Origin of the sequence: Nonlabens agnitus (assembly GCF_002994045.1) — a bacterium.
GTDB lineage: Bacteria > Bacteroidota > Bacteroidia > Flavobacteriales > Flavobacteriaceae > Nonlabens > Nonlabens agnitus.
In genome coordinates this window covers 682853-704163 of record NZ_MQUC01000003.1, presented here as the reverse complement: position 1 = coordinate 704163, position 21311 = coordinate 682853, and the positions used below count along the sequence as shown (strand labels likewise).

Here is a 21311-nt window from a genome sequence, read left to right as displayed (position 1 = left end):
ACTTTATATTAGGATATATTTAAGAGTTTTAGATACTCAAAAGCAAGGTTTATGTTGAAGCAACAAGGTTTATATTATCCAGAATACGAGCACGACAATTGTGGTGCTGGGTTTATTTGTAGTCTTAAAGGAGAAAAGTCTAACGATATTATTCACAAGGCATTACAAATTCTAGAAAAACTAGAACATCGCGGTGCCGTGAGTGCAGATGGTCGCACCGGTGATGGTGCAGGTATTTTGATAGATATACCCCACGAGTTTTTTCTAAAAAATGTGGATTTCAAATTGCCCAAGGCCGGTAATTATGCCGTGAGCAATGTCTTTTTGCCCAAAAAGTCGAACCAGCGTCAATACTGTTTGAACACGCTAGAAAACCATTTGAATATAATGGGTCTCAATATCTTAGGATGGCGTGACGTTCCTGTGGATGCCAATCATTTAGGTAAAATCGCAACGACTACAGAACCGTTTATCAAGCAGATTTTCATAAGGAAATCAGACGATAAACAATCTGATTTTGAATTTACCAGAAAGCTCTTTATCGCTCGTAAAAAAGCAGAACACGAGATCTATTCCTCTAAAATTTCAGAAAGCGGTAAGTTTTATCTGCCCAGCCTTTCTACTAAAATTATAATCTACAAAGGTTTGTTGATGCCAGGTGACATCAAAGGCTATTACAAGGACCTGAACGATCCATCGTTTGTAACTAGATTAGCCTTAGTACACCAGCGTTTTTCTACCAATACATTCCCTACATGGGATCTGGCACAGCCTTTTAGATATATGTGTCACAATGGTGAGATCAACACGTTAAGAGGTAATGTCTCCAGAATGTTTTCCAGACAGGAGTTGATGGAGAGCAAAGCCTTTGGCGATGATATAAAAGAAATTCTGCCTATCGTGTTGCCTGGTAAATCAGATAGCGCATCCATGGACATGGTAGTAGAATTATTACTCATGACCGGTAGATCACTTCCTGAAGTAATGATGATGCTGGTTCCAGAAGCTTGGGAGAAAAACCCATATATGCCAGATGAGAAACGAGCATTCTATGAATTCAATTCTTGTTTGATGGAGCCTTGGGATGGTCCAGCCTCCATTCCATTTACTGATGGGACTTACATAGGCGCCGTACTTGATAGAAATGGTTTACGCCCATCTAGATATAGCGTGACTAAAGATGGTTATGTGATAATGTCCTCAGAAACTGGCGTGGTAGAAATCGAGCCTAGCAACCTACAGTTTCACGGTAGATTGGAACCTGGGAAAATGTTCTTGGTAAACATGAAAGAAGGTCGCATCGTCAACGATGACGAAATCAAAAATGCCGTAGCAGCTAAACATCCGTACCGCAAATGGCTCAATGAGAACCTCGTTCATTTAAAGGATATACCTTATAACGATTGCCCGGTTTTTCTTAATGAGGAGACCTTAGAAAAACGCAAAGTAGTTTTTGGTTACACACAGGAAGATGTGGACACCATCATATTGCCTATGGCCAAAAACAGCAAGGAGCCCATCGGTTCCATGGGAAGCGACACACCAATTGCCGTGCTTTCACAGCGATCACAACTCATCTATAATTATTTCAAGCAGCTGTTCGCACAGGTGACAAATCCGCCATTGGATGGTATTAGAGAGCAACTCATTACAGATATAAGTTTGACTCTAGGTAAGGACGCCAATATTTTTGAAGTTAGCGATGCACACTGTAAAAAATTAAAGATCCAGAATCCCGTAATTTCTAAGCAGGATCTGGACAAAATAAAAAGTTACCAAAATCCAGATATCAAGATCACAGAGATCCCAATGTTGTACGACATCAAGCGTGGCCACAATGGATTAGAAGATGCTCTTGAAGAGATGTTGCAGACCGCTTCCGCGAAAGCGAAAAAAGGATACAACATTATCATTTTATCAGACCGTAATACGAGCAAAGAACTTGCGCCTATTCCTGCTTTACTTGCTTGTTCCCATATTAACAGTGGATTACAACGATTGGGTCTTAGGTCAAAGATCAGCATCATCATCGAATCTGCAGAACCTCGAGAAGTACACCATTTTGCTCTATTGTTTGGCTACGGTGCCAGCGCTGTCAATCCTTATATGGTCAATGAAATTATTGAAGAGCAGCTTGAGGAACTAAATGACACTTCCATCACACCTCTTGAGGCGATAGAAAATTACAATAAAGCCGTTGGTAAAGGAATCTTGAAGGTGATGAACAAGATTGGGATTTCCACACTTAATTCTTATCGTGGTGCGCAATTGTTTGAATGTATAGGTATTAACACTGAAGTTGTGAATGCTTATTTCCCTAAAACGACCACTAGAATTCAAGGTGTAGGACTGCACCAGCTGGAAAAGGAGATCAACAAACGCTATAAACAAGCTTATGAGCGTCAAGAAATCGATGGCAGCCTAGACCTTGAAATGGGCGGCGAGTATCGCTGGAGACGCAATGGCGAGCACCACATGTTCAATCCATTGTCTGTAGCTAAACTGCAGGAAGCCGTTCGTACGAACAAGGCAACTACCTACAAGGAATATTCTGAAATTATCAATGACCAATCCAGACGGTTGATGACGATACGTGGTCTTTTTGAATTTACAAATTATGATCCCATACCATTAGAAGAAGTAGAGCCTTGGACCAATATTGTAAAGCGATTCAAAACAGGCGCAATGTCTTATGGATCTATTAGTGCAGAGGCTCATGAAAATCTAGCCGTAGCCATGAACCGTATAGGTGGTAAAAGTAATAGCGGTGAAGGTGGTGAAGATGAATCACGCTTCTATAAAGATGCTACTGGTGACTGGAAAAACAGTGCGATCAAGCAAGTGGCTTCTGGTAGATTTGGAGTAACCTCTAACTACTTGACCAATGCCTCAGAGATTCAAATCAAAATGGCGCAAGGTGCAAAACCTGGAGAAGGTGGCCAGTTGCCTGGACCTAAAGTAAATCCACAAATTGCCAAAACTAGGAATTCAACACCATACGTTGGCTTGATATCTCCACCACCACACCACGATATTTACTCGATTGAAGATTTATCGCAATTGATTTACGATTTGAAATCGGCTAACCGTGAAGCTCGTATTAATGTGAAGTTGGTAAGCGAGGTTGGTGTAGGAACTGTTGCAGCTGGTGTGGCAAAAGCTAAGGCCGATGTGGTTTTGATCTCTGGTTTTGATGGTGGTACCGGTGCATCGCCGCTTACGTCACTCAAACACTGTGGTCTGCCTTGGGAACTAGGACTAGCTGAAGCTCAACAGACCCTAGTCATGAACGACTTACGCAACCGCATCGTTGTAGAATGCGATGGTCAAATGAAAACTGGACGTGATGTTGCTGTCGCTTGTTTACTGGGCGCCGAAGAGTTTGGGTTTGCTACCGCACCGCTGGTAGCTTCGGGCTGTATCATGATGCGTGTTTGTCACTTAAATACTTGTCCTGTTGGTATCGCCACACAGAATCCAGAATTGCGTAAAAAATTCAAAGGAAAACCAGAGCACGTGGTGAACTACATGTATTTCATCGCACAGGAATTGCGTGAGATCATGGCGCAACTAGGATTTAGAACAGTAGATGAAATGGTGGGTCAGGTAGGAAAACTAGATCGAAACAAAGCCATAGATTTTTATAAAACTCGAGGTATTGACCTCTCGCCTATTCTACACAAAATTGATGTTCCAGCTGGAACCAAACTTTACAATACAGAAAAGCAAGATCACCAGATGGAGGATGCGTTGGATTTAGAAATCATAAGTAAAGCGCACCCAGCATTGTTTAGAAAAGAGAAAACCATTTTAGATTTTAAGATAACGAACGAAGACCGTGCAGTTGGAGCAATCCTTAGCAACGAGATCTCTAAGATCTACGGCTCTCAAGGATTACCAGAAAACACCTTGAAAATCAATTTTTCAGGATCTGCAGGACAAAGTTTTGGAGCATTTGCGACGCATGGCCTTACCTTATCAGTTACTGGAAACACAAATGATTATATAGGTAAAGGATTGTCAGGTGCAAAACTGATTGTGAAGGTACATGAGGAAGCCACCATCAAGCCAGAAGAAAATGTCATTATTGGAAATGTGGCATTATATGGCGCGACAGCTGGTGAAGCCTACATCAATGGTAAGGCCGGCGAGCGATTCTGTGTACGTAATTCAGGTGCTACAGCGGTTGTAGAAGGAATAGGTGATCATGGTTGTGAATACATGACTGGTGGAGTCGCCGTTGTTTTGGGACCTGTAGATAGAAACTTTGGAGCAGGAATGAGCGGCGGTATTGCTTTCATATACGACAAGGAGAAAACCTTTGAGCGTCAAGTGAATGCCGAAGGATTAAATATCGATCCAGTAACTGATGCTGAAGATATCAATAAGTTAAGGGACTTGATAGAACAGCATTACAATGCTACATTCAGTCCGCTAGCTCAACGATTACTTGAAAACTGGAAGCAGGAACTACCACATTTCCTTAAAGTATTGCCAGAAGAATATCGACAAGCCTTGCTAAGGTTGGAAGAAGAAAATTTAATAACTACGTAGAAGGAGAACATGGGAAAGATCACAGGATTTTTAGAGTACGAACGTATTGATGAGCCAGCGGTGCAACCGGATGAGCGTGTCAAAAATTATAAGGAATTTAAAATACCACTTGAAGAAGAAAAATTAAAGAGCCAAGGAGCTCGCTGTATGGATTGTGGGATACCATTTTGCCATAGTGGTTGCCCCTTAGGAAACCTCATTCCAGATTTTAACGATGCCGTATATAAGGGTAAATGGAAAGAGGCATCGCGCATATTACATTCCACAAACAATTTTCCAGAATTTACGGGACGACTTTGCCCTGCACCTTGTGAGGAAGCTTGCGTATTAGGTATCAATGAAGACCCTGTAAGTATTGAAAATATTGAGAAAAATATTGTTGAAACAGCCTTTAAGGAAGGTTGGATTGAAGCCCATCCACCAAAAAACAGAACCGACAAAAAAGTGGCTGTCATAGGTTCTGGTCCTGCAGGACTTGCTGCTGCACAGCAATTAAATCGTGCTGGTCATGATGTCACCGTTTATGAGCGTGATGCTAAAGTAGGTGGTCTATTGAGGTACGGTATTCCAGATTTTAAAATGGAAAAGCACGTGATCGACAGACGTATTGCGGTGATGAAGGATGAAGGCATCAAATTTAAAGTCAATGCGCATGTTGGTGACAACGTTAGTGTAGAAACTTTAAAAGCAGATTACGACTCCATCGTTCTTTGTGGTGGGGCCACAGTAAGAAGAAATATTCCCATTCCCGGTAGCCACCTTAAAGGTGTGGTACAGGCTATGGACTTCTTAAAAGCTAATAATCAATATGTGGACAACTTGTGCGACTTTGAAGGCATCATTCAAGCGACAGGTAAAAATGTCATCGTTATAGGTGGTGGTGATACAGGATCTGATTGTATAGGTACCAGTAACCGCCATGGTGCTAAAAGCGTGACCAACTTTGAAATTCTAGACAAGCCTACTGAAGGTCGTCCTGCAAACCAACCGTGGCCCTATTGGCCCATGCGCCTGCGCACTTCATCTTCTCATAAAGAAGGTGTAGAACGTGTTTTTAGTGTTTCTACAAAAGAATTTATAGGTAACAAGGATGGAGAGCTTACGGGATTAAAAACGGTTGAGGTCGAATGGATTTTCAAAGATGGTGAACGACCTGAATTGAAAGAATTGCCAGGAACCGAAAAACTATGGGATTGTGATCTTGCTTTATTGGCTTTAGGTTTCACAGGCTCAGAAAAAACACTGGCAGATCAATTTGGTCTAGAGATGGATTTTAGAACCAACATCAAGGCTACCGTCAAAGATTATGCGACTAATGTTCCTGGGATATTTACCGCTGGAGATATGCGTAGAGGTCAATCATTGATTGTATGGGCCATCTCTGAAGGCCGTCAGGCGGCACATCACGTAGATAAGTATTTGATGGGAAGTTCTAGCTTACCGCTTAAAGATGACAACGACTTACCACGGGTTTAGACGAGACCAAAAACGTAAGTTTTGATCTCTTAGAATTTTTATAACGGCGATCACACGTATTTAAATTTGATGCATATTTGATTCTTAATTCAACAGGTTTCGATGTACATCGCAATTATTATCGTTTTTGTTTTAGGCTATTTGGGAATTGCCATGGAGCATTCCCTTAAAATTGATAAAGCCGCCATTGCACTGCTTACAGGCACCCTTTGTTGGGTGCTTTTCGTTTATGGGTCAGATTCCCTAATTCCTCAAATAGAAGCTTCAGAATCTACCAGCTGGATCGATGAGCAACTAAAAGAGCATCTGGGAGAAATAGGTGAAATACTCTTCTTCCTGATGGGTGCGATGACTATTGTAGAGATCATCGATGCTCATGAAGGTTTCTCCATTATCACAGATAGAATCACAACCACGCACAGGGTGAAGCTATTGTGGATATTGGGAATACTCACATTTTTCCTTTCGGCAGCATTGGACAATTTGACAACAGCCATTGTCATGGCCGCCTTACTGCGCAAAATGATCAAAGACAAAAAAGATCTTTGGATGTTTGCTGGAATACTCATCATCGCCGCTAATGCTGGTGGCGCCTGGTCACCTATTGGTGATGTCACCACGATCATGTTATGGATAGGTGGTCAAGTAACAGCTTCTAACATCATAACCCAAATCTTTATACCTAGTCTGGTTTGTTTACTGGTTCCATTATTGATCATGTCCTTTAGATTTAAAGGGAACATTGAATCTGCTCACAAAACCTCCCATGAGGTCGTGCCAGTGACCAATTATGAAAAGAAAGTGGTTTTCTTCGTTGGAATAGGTGTTCTCTTATTTGTTCCCGTTTTTAAAAGTCTAACAGGACTTCCACCGTTTTTGGGAATATTATTCGGTTTAGGGATTGTGTGGATTCTAACGGAGCTTATTCATAAATCCAAAGCAGCAAAACACAAACATTCTTTAACCATTGCTGGCGTCTTGCGCAGAATCGATACGCCTAGCATCCTGTTTTTCCTAGGGATTTTGATCGCGGTAGGCAGTTTACAGTCTGCTGGACATCTGGTAGATCTGGCTACGGTTCTGGATGAGAATTTCAACAATATTTTTGCGGTGAACGCATCTATAGGTGTGCTGTCCTCCATTGTCGACAACGTCCCATTAGTTGCGGCAGCCATGGGAATGTATTCTCTAGAGACCTATCCTGTGGACAACACCTTCTGGGAACTTCTTGCCTATTGTGCCGGTACCGGTGGCAGTATTTTGATCATAGGGTCTGCGGCTGGCGTGGCGATTATGGGAATTCTCAAGATCGATTTTATGTGGTATCTCAAGAATATCAGCTTATTGGCTTTGGTTGGTTATATTGCTGGTATCCTTGCTTTTATGCTTTTGAATTAGAGAGAAGCTGGAAGAGGTTTCGCTTTCGCGAAAGCGAACTCCCAACAACATTCAAGATCTACATCGATCTAAGTCGTCTCAGAATTTTTGGGCTGATGAACCTCGATCTCGACCACTTCCTCGCGATATTTTAGGGCTTTGCTGTTCGGAAAAATGCCCTGATCGTAGCGCTGTGCGTAGATTTTGACAAACTCTGCGCCAAAGAAAAGTATAAGCGCACTATAGGAAACCCAAAGCAATAGTAGAACAATAATACCTGCGGCTCCATATACACTAGCTGGTGAAGAATTGGTGAAATACAATTCTAACATGAATTTACCCAACTCAAAAAGCAAACCTGTGATAATGGCTCCAGGCCAGATCATCTTCCACTTGACATTGGCATCTGGCAGGTATCTAAACATCAACCCAAAGAGTACAGAAATGATACCCAGCGCAATAAAAAAGTTAAGTATGTAAGCGACATACAAGAGGTAATCTGCAAAGTTATCTTGGATCACATCCTGCAGCACTCCTATCATCGCAGAAAGTATGAAGCTTATCAAAATAAGGAATCCCACGACGAGTATGAATCCAAAACTTTTGGCACGGTCTGTCAAGATCTTCCACCATGGCGTTTTGGGATTGATCTTAAGTCTCCAGATCTTGTTGAGTGACATTTGCAATTGATAAAAAAGACCTGTGGCACCAAAAAGTAAGGTCGCTAGACCAACAAGTGACGCGACCAGTCCATTATCTTTTTCCGTTGCCTTGAGCATCTCGTTGATATACTCGGCAGCATCCCAACCTATAAGTGCAGAAAGGTCACTGGTCAATCTACCGGTAGCTATATCTTGATCCCAGATCAAACCAACCAGACTGATCAATATGATAAGCAATCCCGGCAAGGAAAGAATGGCATAATAAGCAATACTGGCAGAAAGTTGCCACACATCATCTTGATTCCATTGTTTGGCACTTTCCCAAAGCAATTTAGGCAAATGCTTAAAGGAGAATTTTTCTTTTGAAACGGTCTCGGTCTTCATGTGGGCTAAGAAAATGAAAACCTAAAGATTGACCACCACAATTGAATCAATATTAACGATAGAAGGTCGTTTGCTAGTTGTCTAACTCGCGTGCTACTCTTGGTCACGAAATAATTCAGGCTTGATGCCGTCCTTTATTTTTGCAGCAAGAATGGCTTCTTCTAGGTTTTGATATTTGATAATAGGCTTATTGAGAAACATGCGTTCAAAATCAAGATTTGTTTTACCGCTCTGTCCATAAAGAATTACAGAGTAACTTTTGAATAGATCAATGCGCGGTTTCAATTCTTTGAGCTCAACGGGTTTCAAAGAGTAAGCTTCCGTACGATTGGAGACATAATGAATGTTGCTTAGGTCTTTGTATTGGTCTTCAATAGCATCCAAAATGGGCGACATCACCGTTTTTCCCAAAATCGTATGCTGCATAATTTCTACAATAGCAATATTGTCAATGAAGTAAATACTAGCAGAATCAGTGTGGCGTTCGTTTGCTATCTTTAGACCTGACTGTGGTGTTTTCATAGGGCAATTTGTGCGAAATAATATCACTTGAAACCATGGCCTTACGGCACAGATTTCAACAATACAATTTCAAATTTTAGGGCGCACAAATATATAATTAATTAACAAATGTGAAGGTTTAAGTGTGCTAAATTTTAGACTTTAAACCTTTAATGGAAAAAGAAGTTCTTTTATGAAGTCATTACAGCCATCATCCTTTTCAAACGAACTCACTGCAGACCCGTCTAGAGTTTTAGAACCTAGAAAAGTTTCCCAATCGCACTATAGCCTTGTCGATTGCCAGCAATTCAAAAATGCTGAATTGATTCATGTGAGTAAAGAATTATCCCAAAAATTAGGTTTCAATAACAATGATCTGGAAACCGAAAAGTTTGAGGATTTGGTGGTTGGTAAAGGCGACTACCATGACAAGTCCTTTGCCATGAATTATGGTGGTCATCAATTTGGGAATTGGGCTGGACAATTGGGTGACGGTAGAGCCATCAACATAGGCGAGATAGAAAACGACCAAAAAATATGGCAATTGCAGCTCAAAGGCGCTGGACCTACACCTTATTCCAGGCGTGGTGATGGTTATGCCGTTCTTAGATCCAGCATACGTGAGCATTTGTGTAGCGAGGCCATGCACCATCTAGGTATTCCTACCACGAGATCTCTTTCTCTTGCCGTTACCGGCGAGCAGGTATATAGAGACATGTTTTATGATGGCAATGCCGCCTATGAGAAAGGTGCTGTAGTCTGTCGTGTGGCTCCATCATTTATACGTTTTGGAAATTTTCAGATTTTTGCTGCAAATGGTGAGATCAAAGAACTGCAGCAGCTGGTGGATTATACGATCCGTCAACATTTCCCTCATATTGATGCTAACGATCCCGATAAATACATCACATTTTTTCAGGAAGTTGCTACATCCACATTGACCACCATCATGCACTGGCAACGCGCAGGTTTTGTGCATGGAGTAATGAATACGGACAATCTATCCATTCTGGGATTGACGATTGATTATGGACCATACGGCTGGCTGGATGATTATGATCCCAACTGGACGCCCAACACTACAGACAATCAGCATAAACGGTATCGATATGGCGCACAGCCAGAAATCGGTTTATGGAATCTATGGCAGTTGGCTAATGCTTTATTTCCGCTTATTGAAGATGCAAAAGCGCTGGAGCGTGTGCTGGATTCCTATAAAGTGTCATATCCCATTCAACGCAGGCAAATGATGCAGGCAAAACTTGGTTTGCAAACCTATGAGCCACAAGATGAGAGCCTTTTTGAGGATTTACTGGAACTGCTCGTGGCATACGAGACTGACATGACCCTTTTCTATAGAGAACTCATCACAGTAAATCATACCACAAACGCTGAAGACGCGTGGCAAACCATTTCCAAAAGCTATTACGACGTTGAGGATATGCCTGCACCTATCCAAAACCGTTGGATGGAATGGTTGACTTTGTATGTAAAACGTCTTGAAAAAGAGTCCGCTTTCGCGAAAGCGAGAACAAAACAAATGCAGCAAACGAATCCCAAGTATGTGCTGCGCAACTACATCGCGCAAATGGTCATCGATCAAGCCGAAGCTGGGAATTACAAAATGTTGAAAGAAGTTCATGAGATGCTCAAAAACCCATATGACGACCAGCCTTCAATGGATCACTGGTATGTGAAACGACCCGATTGGGCAAGAAACAAACCAGGATCATCGCAATTGAGTTGCAGTAGTTAGCAGACTGCAACAGTTCTTTTCATAGAAATTTTAAAAGTAATGAAGACCATTTTTTATTACCATGATTAATGCATACATTTGGTTTTGCAGATTGGTTAACCAGTTTGTCATGACCAAAATTTATGAGATCCTACTTTGCTCCTAGCCTTATTCTATTTCTAATCCTTTGTTTTCCATCCTGCGAATCTGTTACAGATTCACCAGTGGTGTATACTATGGAAGAATTTGAAAAAAGGCTGTCTATCGTCAAGCCTGGCGATTCCATTATACTTGCTAATGGTGAATGGAACAATACGGAATTACTTTTCAAAGCCTATGGAACTGCTGATAAGCCCATAAAACTCGTAGCAGAAACTATGGGTAAAGTCATCTTCACAGGCTCGTCCAATTTGAGGATTGCTGGAGAGTTTCTAGAAGTGCGAGGTTTAGTCTTCAAAAACGGATTTACAGAAACTGGCGAGGTAATTAGTTTTAGGGAAAATGGTGAGAATCTGGCCTACAATTCTCGTGTAACGCAGTGCGTGATTGACAACTTTAGCAATCCAGAACGTCAGGAGCCTGACAACTGGGTCGTATTGTATGGAAAAAATAACCGCGTGGACCATTCCCATTTTGCGAATAAGAAAAATAAAGGCGTCACGCTGGTCGTGCGTCTTAACTCTGAAGAGAGTCAGGAAAACAACCACCAGATCGATCACAATTATTTTGGTAAACGACAAACATTGGGCTCTAACGGTGGCGAAAGCATGCGCATAGGTACAAGTCATTACAGTTTAACCAGTAGCAATAGCGTCGTTTCTCATAACTATTTTGACCACTGCTCAGGTGAACTTGAAATCGTTTCCAATAAATCAGGTAGCAATACTTATAAAAACAATGTCTTTGATGAATGTCAAGGCACACTAACCATGCGTCATGGTAATGGTACTTTGGTTGAAAATAATGTATTTCTTGGGAACAACAAACCCAGTACTGGCGGTATTAGAGTCATCAATGGCGACCAGACGGTGCGTCACAATTATATGAGTGGTTTGAAAGGATACCGCTTTAGAGGTGCGCTAGTGGTGATGAACGGTATCTATAATGCACCCATCAATAGATACGGTCAAGTTGTAAATGCCAACATCACTAAAAATCTACTAATCGATTCTGATCACGTGCAGTTGGGTGCTGGTAGCGATGAGGAGCGTACCGCACCACCAGTAGATAGCAAAATGACCCACAATATTTTTTACAATACAAAGGTTGATTCACTGTTCACGGTTTGGGATGATATTTCCGGGATCACTTTTAAAAATAATATTATTAGTCCTAATGTTATTCCTATAGTAGAAACAGGTTTAGTGAGTCAAAAAATAGAATTCGCAAAAAATGATCGCGGATGGTTGATTCCTACCACAGATGAATTGGACATAAATTTCAAGTATGGCGTTCCTACAAAAGAAGAAACTGGAGTAAGCTGGTATCCTAAAAGCTCCAAAGAAAATGCATTCAAAGTAGGGAAAACACATCAAGTTTCCAATGCGCTCAACAGCTTATACGATGCTGCGATGGCTAGTGAAACTGGAGATATTATCGAACTTGTGGATGAAGGACCTTATGAGTTGAGCAAAAAAATCCCAGTAAATCATGCGCTCACTTTTACTTCCAATTTATCAGAAAAGCCATTAATCACCTACCAACAAACAGCTCTTTTTGAGATCAACAATGGCGGTTCTCTAGAATTGAATAACCTTAAGATAAGCGGTGCAGAAACTTCAGATAACTCTGGCAATGCAGTAATCTCCACCAGTAAATATTCAATGAATAACAACTACAAGCTCTTTATTGAGAACTGTGATTTTATGGACTTGGACATCAATCACAGCTTTGATGTATTGAGAGTCGCCAAAAATACTTTTGCAGATTCTGTTAGTATTACCAACTCTCGCTTTGAAAAGGTTACCGGTCATATCATGGCGATGGATAAAGAAACAGATGACGCTGGAATATATAATGGTGAATATATTATTATTAAAAACAACATTTTTAAGGATGTTGAAGGCAGCATCGCAACTCTCTATAGAGGTGGAAACGATGAAAGCACCTTTGGTCCATTTCTGGAAATGAATAATAATGTTCTTAATCATGTGGGCTATGGTAAGCGCAATAAGTCTAACGGCAGTATTAGTTTACATGGTGTTCAGGTTCAGGATATTCATTCCAACTTATGGATTCAAAGTGCATCTATTGCAACACATTTGGTGGTTGGAGATCCTATTGTTAATATCACCAACAATAATTTTTATCAAACACCAACACCGGTAATCACAGGTGATCAACGCTTCGTTCTAAAAAACAATACGAGTATCGATCCGCAATTAAATGCAAACTATCAACTTCCTGATACTTCTCCATTGAGAACCACCGGAAAAAACGGATCTATCATAGGCCTTCAAGAAAATTAAATCTGTGCAGAAATCCATTCTACTTTTTTTAATTATTCATATCATCTGCACTTCTTGTGATGAGAAAACGTCCGTGATAATGGCGGACGCTGCTTACAACGATAAGTATCCATCCTTGATGATTGCTCATGACGCGTTAGAAGGCCTTCAAAATAGCATGGATAAATATCCACTATGGGATGCAACGGTAAAAGCGAACATTAAAGAAATCAGCGATGTAATTAAAGATAGCATAGAAGTACCTATTCCCAAGGATATGGCTGGTGGCTATACGCATACACGCCACAAGAACAATTATTTGAATGCTCAAAAAGCAGCGGTGTTGTATCAAATTACTCAAGAAGAACCGTACGCGATCTATGTAAGAGATATGCTGCTGGAATATGCCAAAATCTATAAAGACCTGCCCCTACATCCTGAACCTAGATCCTATGCTAGAGGGAAACTATTCTGGCAATGCCTCAATGATGCTAATTGGTTGGTCTACATGAGTCAAGCATATGATGCTATCCATTCATATTTGACTCCGCAAGAAATAAGCATATTGGAAAAACATCTTTTTGTTCCCATGGCAGATTTTCTTTCGCTGGAAACGCCACAATTTTTCAATCGCATTCACAATCATAGCACTTGGGGCAATGTAGCTGTAGGCATGATAGGGTTAGCTATGGATAATCAAGAATTGATTGATAGAGCTTTGTACGGTATGGAAATCGATAGCACTACCATAGGGCAAAAAGATAATGATGGCGGCTTTATTCGCACGGCAGATCAAAAAGCTGGTTTTTTGGCAAATCTGGAAGAGCCTTTTTCACCTGACGGTTATTATACAGAAGGTCCATATTATCAACGCTATGCCATGTATCCATTTTTAGTATTTGCCCAAGGCCTGCAAAACAAACGACCAGATCTCAAGATTTTTGAATACAAAGACAGTGTGTTGCTTAAAGCGGTAGATGCCTTACTCCAACTCACAGATTCTGACGGTGATTTCTTTCCCATCAACGATGGTCAAAAAGGGATGTCCTACTATTCCCGCGAGTTGGTAAGCGCTGTAAATATTGCGTATTACTACGGTTCCAGAAATCCTTCTTTAGTAGATCTAGCCATAAAACAAGGCCAGGTGCAGCTGGATCAAACAGGACTTGCCGTGGCACAGGCAGCTGCAAATGGGAACGTAAAGCCATTTGAGAAAAGGTCCTTAATGTTGCGTGATGGTTCTCAAGGCGATGAAGGTGGCCTAGCAGTCATACGCAGCGATAGACAGGATCTTGAACTGCTGTTTAAATTCACTGGCCAAGGACTAAGTCACGGTCATTACGACAAGCTTTCCTACTCGCTATATCAGGATGGTCATGAAGTAATTCCAGATTATGGACTGGCTCGTTTTGTGAACGTAGAACAAAAAAATGGTGGTGGCTATCTCAAGGAAAACAAGACCTGGGCAAAACAAACCGTTGCTCACAATACGTTGGTACAGGATGAGAAGTCCCATTTTGATGGTGATTATGAAACCGGCGCAGCACATCACTCGCAATTGGAGTTTTATGATTTCGCTTTCGCGAAAGCGAAAATAGTTCAAGCCACAGAACAAAATGCCTATCCTGGAACCTCCATGAATCGCACGATAGCGATGCTGCAGGTGCCTGGCGTGGACCACGATGTAGTTGTTGATATTTTAAAAATCAATTCCAACGAGTCCCATCAATATGATTTACCCTTATACTATCAAGGCCAGATTTTGCAAGTCAATCAGAAAGTAAAGAAAGGCAATGAGCTAAAACCATTAGGCACTCAAAACGGATATCAACATCTATGGAAAAGTGGTGTTGCGACGGCAAATTCCGACAATACCACATTGAACTGGCTGGATGCCTATAAACGTTTTTATACGGCGACCATGGCTACAAGTCAAGGAGACCAGTTGATATTTGTGGATTTGGGAGCAAACGATCCTTTCAACAATCTAAAAACACAGCCAGGTGTTATACAGCGTAAATCAACTACCAAAGAAGCCGTTTTTGCCATGGCGATTGAAGCTCACGGCAGTTATGATCCCGTATCAGAATTGAGCAGTGGTGCTTATGGTAGTTTAAGTAACTTAGAGATCGTGTCCAGCAATGAGGATTATATTGGTTTGGTGTTAACCACTAAAAAAGGTATCATGCAAATGCTCATCGTGACATTGAGAGATCACGAAAAGGACACCGATCACGATATGACAATCAATAACAAAAATTATAAATGGACCGGACCCTATTGGTACGGTCAAATCAATTAATAAACAGATGAAATCATTCGGAACAAGTAAAGAGTTTCTTTTTGACGCAGATCAAGAATGGGAAACCGTAGGCGAAGGCGTGAAACGTAAAATAATGGGTTATGACGACAAGATCATGCTTGTCAAAGTGCACTTTGAAAAAGGCGGTGTAGGTGCGATGCACCAGCATCATCATTCTCAAGTGACCTATGTCGAGAGTGGCGCATTTGAAATGACCATAGATGGCGAGACTAAAACATTGAAAACTGGCGACAGTTTTTACATTCCTACTAACGTCATGCATGGCGCTTTATGCCTTGAGGCCGGTATGTTGATCGATGTATTCTCGCCCATACGAGAAGATTTTATGGAATAAAACCAATATTGTGAGAGTAGACAAATTCATTATCAATGAGAAGGCCAGCATCCAGAAGTTGATCATTGCAGATATCAAGCAATTGATCAACAATAAAAATCTAGAGCCTGGAGATAAATTGCCGTCTGAAAGAGTACTTGCAGACAAGTTTCGAGTACCCAGAAATATTGTTAGGGAAGCCATTCAAAAATTGGAATTCTATGGACTTGTCTATAGCGTCCCTCAAAGCGGAACCTTTGTAGCAAACATAGGCGTGACCGCGATGAATGGAATGATCGATGATATCATGGATCTGGAAACACCTGATTTCAAATCGCTGGTGGAAACGAGAATTCTGTTGGAGCTTAAAACGGTCTGTCTTGCAGCTAAAAATAGATCACAAGAAGAATTGAAGAACATCAAAGCAGCGATGGAAGCCTATCAAGAAAAGGTACTCAACGGTGAGAGCGCCGTACAAGAAGACCTGCTTTTCCATTTGGCGATTGCGAGAGCTAGTGGCAACACGACCTTGAGAACCTTGATGTTAATCATAACTCCAGGAATCATCACAAACTTTGAGAAACACCACGTTTGTGGCAAAGACCTAGCGATCAAAGGTATAAGCCAGCATGAAGCGATTTATAAGACCATCAAAGAAAAAGATGAGGTTGCGGCAAAAGCAATGATGAAAACACACTTTTCAGAACTTTATAAATACTGCAACCAGAACGAAAATAACCAAAACTAAAAACGAGAACATGAAAGAATCAAACGGAAAAATAGCCGTCATAACCGGAGCTACTGGCGGTATAGGATTTGCCGTAGCAAAAAGGTTAGGTAATGATGGTTATACTGTAGTATTGAACGGTATCGATGATCAAGCTGGAGCAGATCGCGTGGCCGAATTAAAAGCTGAAGGAATTACAGCAGAGTATGTAGGCTTTGACGTTACTAAAGATGAACTGGTAACGGCCCACATTAAAAAAATAGGTGAGAAATACGGTAAGATAGATGTGCTGGTCAACAATGCTGGTGGTCTAGGTGGCCGTTCAAGATTTGAAGAAATGACAACGGAATTCTATCGGTCTGTGATGGCTTTGAATCTGGACTCTGTGTTTTTTGCCTCTAGAGCTGCGATTCCGTTTCTAAAAAAAGGTGAAGATCCTACTATTATCAACTATACCTCTAATGCTGGATGGAATGCCGGTGGACCTGGAGCTGGTATTTATGGAACTTCTAAGGCTGGAGTTCACGCGATTACCAGAGCTCTAGCAAAAGATCTTGCAGAATATGGCATACGCGTCAATGCGGTATCGCCGGGAACCATAGACACGCCTTTCCACGCGCAGATAAAATCAACTAAACCTGAAGTCTTTGCATCCTGGGCCAATAACATCATGCTAGGTAGGCTTGGTCAACCTGAAGATGTGGCTGGAGTGGTGTCGTTTCTAGCCAGCAAAGATGCCGCTTTCCTCACTGCAGAGACCATTCAAGTAGGTGGTGGTCAAGCCTTAGGGATCTAATGAAAGCTTGATAAGGCATCTTAGCCTTGGAAAAGCATTGGATAAAAAAAGCCCGATCTTTCGATCGGGCTTTTCTAATTCTTTTTTTCAATTATTTTAAAGCGTCATGTCCCCAATTTTTAAGGGCATAGTACCATGGGCTGGTTTCCACATCACTGCTTGGCTTTTGGGATTCATGCAGGTTTTGATGATAGTAACCTACAGTTTCATTGATCTTATCCCAGTTCGCCTTAGTCAGGTCAGATTTGTTTTTACTCTTAATTTTCAAGATACTACGACCACTGGAGTGACCTATGGTCTCGCCATTGTCCATTTCCTTTCCAGCGTTTTTAGACTCGTCAGTTTCTAACCAGTCTTCCAACTCTTTACTCGTCATATTTTGTTTGGTTTGAAATTCTTCCCAGACTTCTTCTTTATCGTAATCTGCCATTTGTACTCGTTACTCTTTATTAGCAATTGAAAACACTTAATATTTTAGGTCACTTGATCTACTAGATGTTATCTAGACTACCAGATTCACCTACATCCATTTTTTCACCAGTGATGGCGCCATAGCCCATTTTAAACAAGCTCACCAATGCATTGGATTTAGAATCCCAGTAGTGTCCTTCTTCTGGGTGGAACGTAATCACCGTAATATTAGGATCATCCTTACCATCAAACCAGTTGTCATCACTTGAAGAATATAAATCATGAATCAACGCCTTATCACGTGTTATCACGGCCTTTCCATAGACACTTAAAAATTCCATGGAGTGCTTTTCAGAATACAACAATTGACATCTGGAATCGCTTTCAATATTAGCATTGTGTTCGCTGTCGGCATTACTAAGGAAATATGTAGTTCCATTGTCATCCACTCGTTTTGTACTCATAGGTATCGCGTGCAGTGGTGTCTGGTCTAAATGTGTTAGCATCATGGCAAAATCGATACTTTCTACCATTGTTTTATATTTCTGTTGTGCCTCGTCGTTGGATAAATTTTTTGTGCTCATATCTTTTTATTTTAAAGATATTGAGGTTTACAACGCACGATAGCCAACTAAATATCAATTTTATCTGGATACTGCCAAATTATGTTAACGAGCGACGATATTTATGAAGAGCTCGCTTTCGCGAAAGCGAACTCTTAAGACAACAGGGATCTATTTAAGAGCTTCCAGGAGCACGACACCATTTTGGGCCATTACTTCTATTCTACCATTTTTGATTTCGAGGGTTTGATCCGTATAAGCATTATGGAGCTGTTTTTGATCTTTGAAAACTTTGGAAACATCTACCGTTGTGTTACCATCAGGCAATCCAACACCTATGATGACATCGTCTTTGTAGTCCTTTTTTTCATAAAGCCTAGCGGTCACGTATCCAGGTCCATCATAAACTAAATCGTAGGCCTTACCAGCACCAACCGCTGGATGCTTACTGCGGAAGGTTCCCAGTTTTTGCCAATGCTTTAAAGTATTTTGATCAATGCCATCCCAGTTCATATTGGTACGCAAATTAGCGTCACCTTGTGCGTTTTCTGCAATGAGAACTCTTGCGGTTTCGTCACCATAATAGACCTGTGACATTCCAGTGGTTAGCAAAAGTTTAGTGCCAGTTTCCATTGAATTTTCTCTCATGGGATCCAATGGCTGGCCATCATCATGGGAACTGATGTAGTTCATAAATGCAACATCACCAGTGGTAGTTGAGGCATTGAGACTGTCATTGATGGACTGATATTGGGTGAACAGTGATTTATAATCTTTTTTGGCATCTTCTTTAAAGCCAAAATTGATCATCGCATCATATCCAGAATCGAAATAATTGACTGGATCGCCATTAAAATAATATTCCCGACCACCTGCAGCATAGTAGCCATAGAGTTCGCCTAGAATAAAGAACTCATCATCATGAATCATCTCATCAGGATGAAGGTCTTTCCACTCTTCATAGGCTATCCTGGATTGCTCTATAAAAGTGGTCCATACTTCTTCTTCTACATGTTTAACGGTATCAATTCTAAAACCATCCACACCGGTCTCGCGAGCATAGTCAGTGACCCATTTGATAATGTAATTTACCGGTGTTCTTGCCAGTCCAGAGTTTTTGAAGAACGTGTCCAATTCTTCCATCTCTTGATCATAACGGCCTTCCTGCTTCCATTTTTCGGCTAGTAGTTGTGGTAGCTCAACTTCGGTAGTACTATCTGTTCTTATGTCTGGTAGATTATTGGTTAGCGTACAGCTTACCGCAGTTTCTTGATCTTGATAGGTACAGGTAGGTCCAGTGCGTACCCAATCGTCAGGCCACTGTGGATCTTGCGCCGTTACAGGTCCTGTGTGATTGATTACCACGTCGAGTAAGATTCTGATGTTCTTACCATGAGCAGCTTTCACAAGTTCCTTAAATTCTTCCATGGTGCCATAGGAAGGCTCTACTGCCGTCCAGTCTTTAGCCCAATATCCATGATACGCATATGTAAAGCCCGTGCCTTCATCAACGCCACCTTTTACTTGTTCAAAAATGGGCGTGAGCCAGATGGCATTCACACCTAGATCTGTAAAGTAATCTTCTTCTATTTTTTGTTGTATTCCCGCAAAATCGCCGCCTTCAAAGCCTCTTAACACCGCAGTTTCTTCATCTCTTTTGACTATTGTATCGTTTGCAGTGTCCCCATTGTTAAATCGATCTGTCAAGAGAAAATATACATTTGCTGCATCCCAATCAAAGTAAGTCTCAGCTTGCACCGTTGGAACAGTATCTGGGTTTTTGTTAGAGTTGCAACTTGCACATAAAGCCATAAGGCATATGGATAATAAGAAGTTCTTCATTTTGTACTTTTAGATCTTCTCAAAAATAGGAAAATATAGCTTCTATACTAAGTCCCAATGGGTAAGAAATACCGTTAAAAACCGACTTAACCGTTCATGGAGATCTATCTGGATATACTGCTCAACTCATTTACTGATTATGGTAATTACCTGTGGAGCGAGATAACACAGCCCGCTTGGGATAACTATTTCTATTGGTTGGTAGGTTTGTCGCTTTTAGTGTTTGGGCTTGAAATCTGGTTGCCGTGGAGAAAAGACCAGAAGATTTTCCGAAAAGATTTTTGGTTGGATCTATTCTACCTTTTCTTCAATTTTTTTCTGTTTTCGTTAATTGGTTACAATGCTCTATCAAACGTAGGTGTTCAATTGTTCAACGACTTGCTGAATTTCGTTGGGTTGGAAAATGTGGTCGCGTTTGAAGTACGCAGCTGGCCAGCCTGGTCACAACTGCTTCTTATGTTTATAGTCGCAGATTTTATCCAGTGGAATATCCACAGATTATTACATAGAGTGCCGTGGTTGTGGGAATTTCATAAGGTGCACCACAGCGTCAAAGAGATGGGTTTTGCGGCACAATTTAGATTCCATTTTATGGAAACCATCATTTATAAGACCTTACAATACGTGCCACTGGCAATGATAGGTTTTGGGATCCAACAGTTCTTTGTGGTCCACATGTTGGGCGTATTCATTGGTCACCTAAATCACGCAAACCTCAACTGGGATTATGGACCATTCAAATACATTTTGAACAATCCCAAAATGCACCTGTGGCACCACGCCAAAGAACTACCTGAAAACCATAAATACGGGATGAATTATGGTTTGTCGCTCAGCATTTGGGACTACCTTTTTGGAACGGCGCATGTTCCCTATCACGACCCCAATCTAGAATTGGGATTTGCGGGAGACGAAGATTTTCCTGAGGATTTAGGTGGGCAAATGACCCGACCTTTTAAGAGTAAGTAAGACTGTCGTGATATCGCTTTCGCGAAAGCGAACTCAATCAAAAAAGTGGAACGATTCTCAACGTACCCTACGTTTGTTGATCATCGGTTCCACTTCGAAATAAATCCTTTTTCCTTGACTATTACTTTATAATGTAAATTTATCTTGCTAAGGGAATTTATGGAAAAAATAATAGGGTAGTAAACGGGTAGTGTGCCGCTATTACTTGATAATCATCTCATTTTCAATATC

General features: G+C 41.1%; 15 protein-coding genes. 10 read left to right on the top strand and 5 right to left on the bottom strand.

Annotated features, from left to right (window positions below; all coding sequences use genetic code 11):
• Positions 1 to 51: 51 nt before the first annotated feature.
• From gltB to nhaD, 3 genes are all read left to right on the top strand, one after another.
• Positions 52 to 4554, top strand: coding sequence for a glutamate synthase large subunit (gltB, locus tag BST86_RS03435; RefSeq protein WP_105982037.1), 4503 nt, complete (start codon positions 52 to 54; stop codon positions 4552 to 4554).
• 9 nt (positions 4555 to 4563) lie between these two features.
• Positions 4564 to 6030, top strand: a complete 1467-nt coding sequence (locus BST86_RS03430) for a glutamate synthase subunit beta (protein WP_055412465.1) — start codon at positions 4564 to 4566, stop codon at positions 6028 to 6030.
• Positions 6031 to 6132: 102 nt separating this feature from the next.
• Positions 6133 to 7428 (top strand): sodium:proton antiporter NhaD, encoded by a 1296-nt coding sequence (gene nhaD / locus BST86_RS03425; protein ID WP_105982036.1) that lies wholly within the window; start codon positions 6133 to 6135, stop codon positions 7426 to 7428.
• Positions 7429 to 7496: 68 nt separating this feature from the next.
• Here the strand turns inward: nhaD and BST86_RS03420 are convergent, their stop codons facing one another.
• Both BST86_RS03420 and BST86_RS03415 read right to left on the bottom strand, forming a co-directional pair.
• On the bottom strand, positions 7497 to 8453 hold the full coding sequence (locus tag BST86_RS03420) for a YihY/virulence factor BrkB family protein (protein WP_105982035.1): 957 nt from the start codon (positions 8451 to 8453) through the stop codon (positions 7497 to 7499).
• A gap of 93 nt (positions 8454 to 8546) precedes the next feature.
• On the bottom strand, positions 8547 to 8975 hold the full coding sequence (locus BST86_RS03415) for a hypothetical protein (protein ID WP_105982034.1): 429 nt from the start codon (positions 8973 to 8975) through the stop codon (positions 8547 to 8549).
• 172 nt (positions 8976 to 9147) lie between these two features.
• Between BST86_RS03415 and BST86_RS03410 the strand changes: the two genes are divergently transcribed.
• The 6 genes from BST86_RS03410 (at position 9148) to BST86_RS03385 (ending at position 17295) form a co-directional block, all read left to right on the top strand.
• The gene (locus BST86_RS03410; protein ID WP_105982033.1) at positions 9148 to 10710 is read left to right on the top strand and encodes a protein adenylyltransferase SelO; all 1563 of its coding nucleotides are present in this window, start codon (positions 9148 to 9150) and stop codon (positions 10708 to 10710) included.
• 122 nt (positions 10711 to 10832) lie between these two features.
• Positions 10833 to 13157, top strand: coding sequence for a polysaccharide lyase 6 family protein (locus BST86_RS03405; RefSeq protein ID WP_105982032.1), 2325 nt, complete (start codon positions 10833 to 10835; stop codon positions 13155 to 13157).
• A 79-nt stretch (positions 13158 to 13236) separates the two neighbouring features.
• Entirely contained in the window at positions 13237 to 15438 is a 2202-nt protein-coding gene (locus BST86_RS03400) for an alginate lyase family protein (RefSeq protein WP_105982031.1), read from the top strand.
• A gap of 7 nt (positions 15439 to 15445) precedes the next feature.
• Complete coding sequence (locus tag BST86_RS03395; RefSeq protein ID WP_105982030.1) at positions 15446 to 15793, top strand: cupin domain-containing protein; 348 nt, start codon at positions 15446 to 15448, stop codon at positions 15791 to 15793.
• 10 nt (positions 15794 to 15803) lie between these two features.
• Entirely contained in the window at positions 15804 to 16520 is a 717-nt protein-coding gene (locus tag BST86_RS03390; RefSeq protein ID WP_242446449.1) for a FadR/GntR family transcriptional regulator, read from the top strand.
• Between the two features lie 10 nt (positions 16521 to 16530).
• A complete protein-coding gene (locus tag BST86_RS03385) occupies positions 16531 to 17295 on the top strand; it encodes an SDR family NAD(P)-dependent oxidoreductase (RefSeq protein WP_105982028.1) in 765 nt (254 codons plus the stop codon).
• Between the two features lie 91 nt (positions 17296 to 17386).
• Here BST86_RS03385 and BST86_RS03380 read toward each other — a convergent pair whose 3' ends face one another.
• The 3 genes from BST86_RS03380 to BST86_RS03370 form a co-directional block, all read right to left on the bottom strand.
• Positions 17387 to 17725, bottom strand: a complete 339-nt coding sequence (locus tag BST86_RS03380; protein WP_105982027.1) for a DUF3140 domain-containing protein — start codon at positions 17723 to 17725, stop codon at positions 17387 to 17389.
• A gap of 61 nt (positions 17726 to 17786) precedes the next feature.
• Positions 17787 to 18290, bottom strand: a complete 504-nt coding sequence (locus BST86_RS03375) for a pyridoxamine 5'-phosphate oxidase family protein (protein ID WP_105982026.1) — start codon at positions 18288 to 18290, stop codon at positions 17787 to 17789.
• A 150-nt stretch (positions 18291 to 18440) separates the two neighbouring features.
• Positions 18441 to 20111, bottom strand: a complete 1671-nt coding sequence (locus tag BST86_RS03370) for an alpha-amylase family glycosyl hydrolase (RefSeq protein ID WP_105982025.1) — start codon at positions 20109 to 20111, stop codon at positions 18441 to 18443.
• 96 nt (positions 20112 to 20207) lie between these two features.
• Between BST86_RS03370 and BST86_RS03365 the strand changes: the two genes are divergently transcribed.
• A complete protein-coding gene (locus BST86_RS03365) occupies positions 20208 to 21080 on the top strand; it encodes a sterol desaturase family protein (protein WP_105982024.1) in 873 nt (290 codons plus the stop codon).
• Positions 21081 to 21311: the final 231 nt, after the last annotated feature.

Bases quoted from the DNA above. Each gene is read 5' to 3' on its own strand.
- BST86_RS03370 (WP_105982025.1), bottom strand. From the start codon at position 20,111: ATGAAGAACTTCTTATTATCCATATGCCTTATGGCTTTATGTGCAAGT.
- BST86_RS03430 (WP_055412465.1), top strand. From the start codon at position 4,564: ATGGGAAAGATCACAGGATTTTTAGAGTACGAACGTATTGATGAGCCA.
- BST86_RS03405 (WP_105982032.1), top strand. From the start codon at position 10,833: ATGAGATCCTACTTTGCTCCTAGCCTTATTCTATTTCTAATCCTTTGT.
- BST86_RS03375 (WP_105982026.1), bottom strand. From the start codon at position 18,290: ATGAGCACAAAAAATTTATCCAACGACGAGGCACAACAGAAATATAAA.
- BST86_RS03395 (WP_105982030.1), top strand. From the start codon at position 15,446: ATGAAATCATTCGGAACAAGTAAAGAGTTTCTTTTTGACGCAGATCAA.
- BST86_RS03415 (WP_105982034.1), bottom strand. From the start codon at position 8,975: ATGAAAACACCACAGTCAGGTCTAAAGATAGCAAACGAACGCCACACT.
- BST86_RS03365 (WP_105982024.1), top strand. From the start codon at position 20,208: ATGGAGATCTATCTGGATATACTGCTCAACTCATTTACTGATTATGGT.
- gltB (WP_105982037.1), top strand. From the start codon at position 52: ATGTTGAAGCAACAAGGTTTATATTATCCAGAATACGAGCACGACAAT.
- BST86_RS03385 (WP_105982028.1), top strand. From the start codon at position 16,531: ATGAAAGAATCAAACGGAAAAATAGCCGTCATAACCGGAGCTACTGGC.
- BST86_RS03420 (WP_105982035.1), bottom strand. From the start codon at position 8,453: ATGAAGACCGAGACCGTTTCAAAAGAAAAATTCTCCTTTAAGCATTTG.
- nhaD (WP_105982036.1), top strand. From the start codon at position 6,133: ATGTACATCGCAATTATTATCGTTTTTGTTTTAGGCTATTTGGGAATT.
- BST86_RS03410 (WP_105982033.1), top strand. From the start codon at position 9,148: ATGAAGTCATTACAGCCATCATCCTTTTCAAACGAACTCACTGCAGAC.
- BST86_RS03380 (WP_105982027.1), bottom strand. From the start codon at position 17,725: ATGGCAGATTACGATAAAGAAGAAGTCTGGGAAGAATTTCAAACCAAA.
- BST86_RS03400 (WP_105982031.1), top strand. From the start codon at position 13,237: ATGGCGGACGCTGCTTACAACGATAAGTATCCATCCTTGATGATTGCT.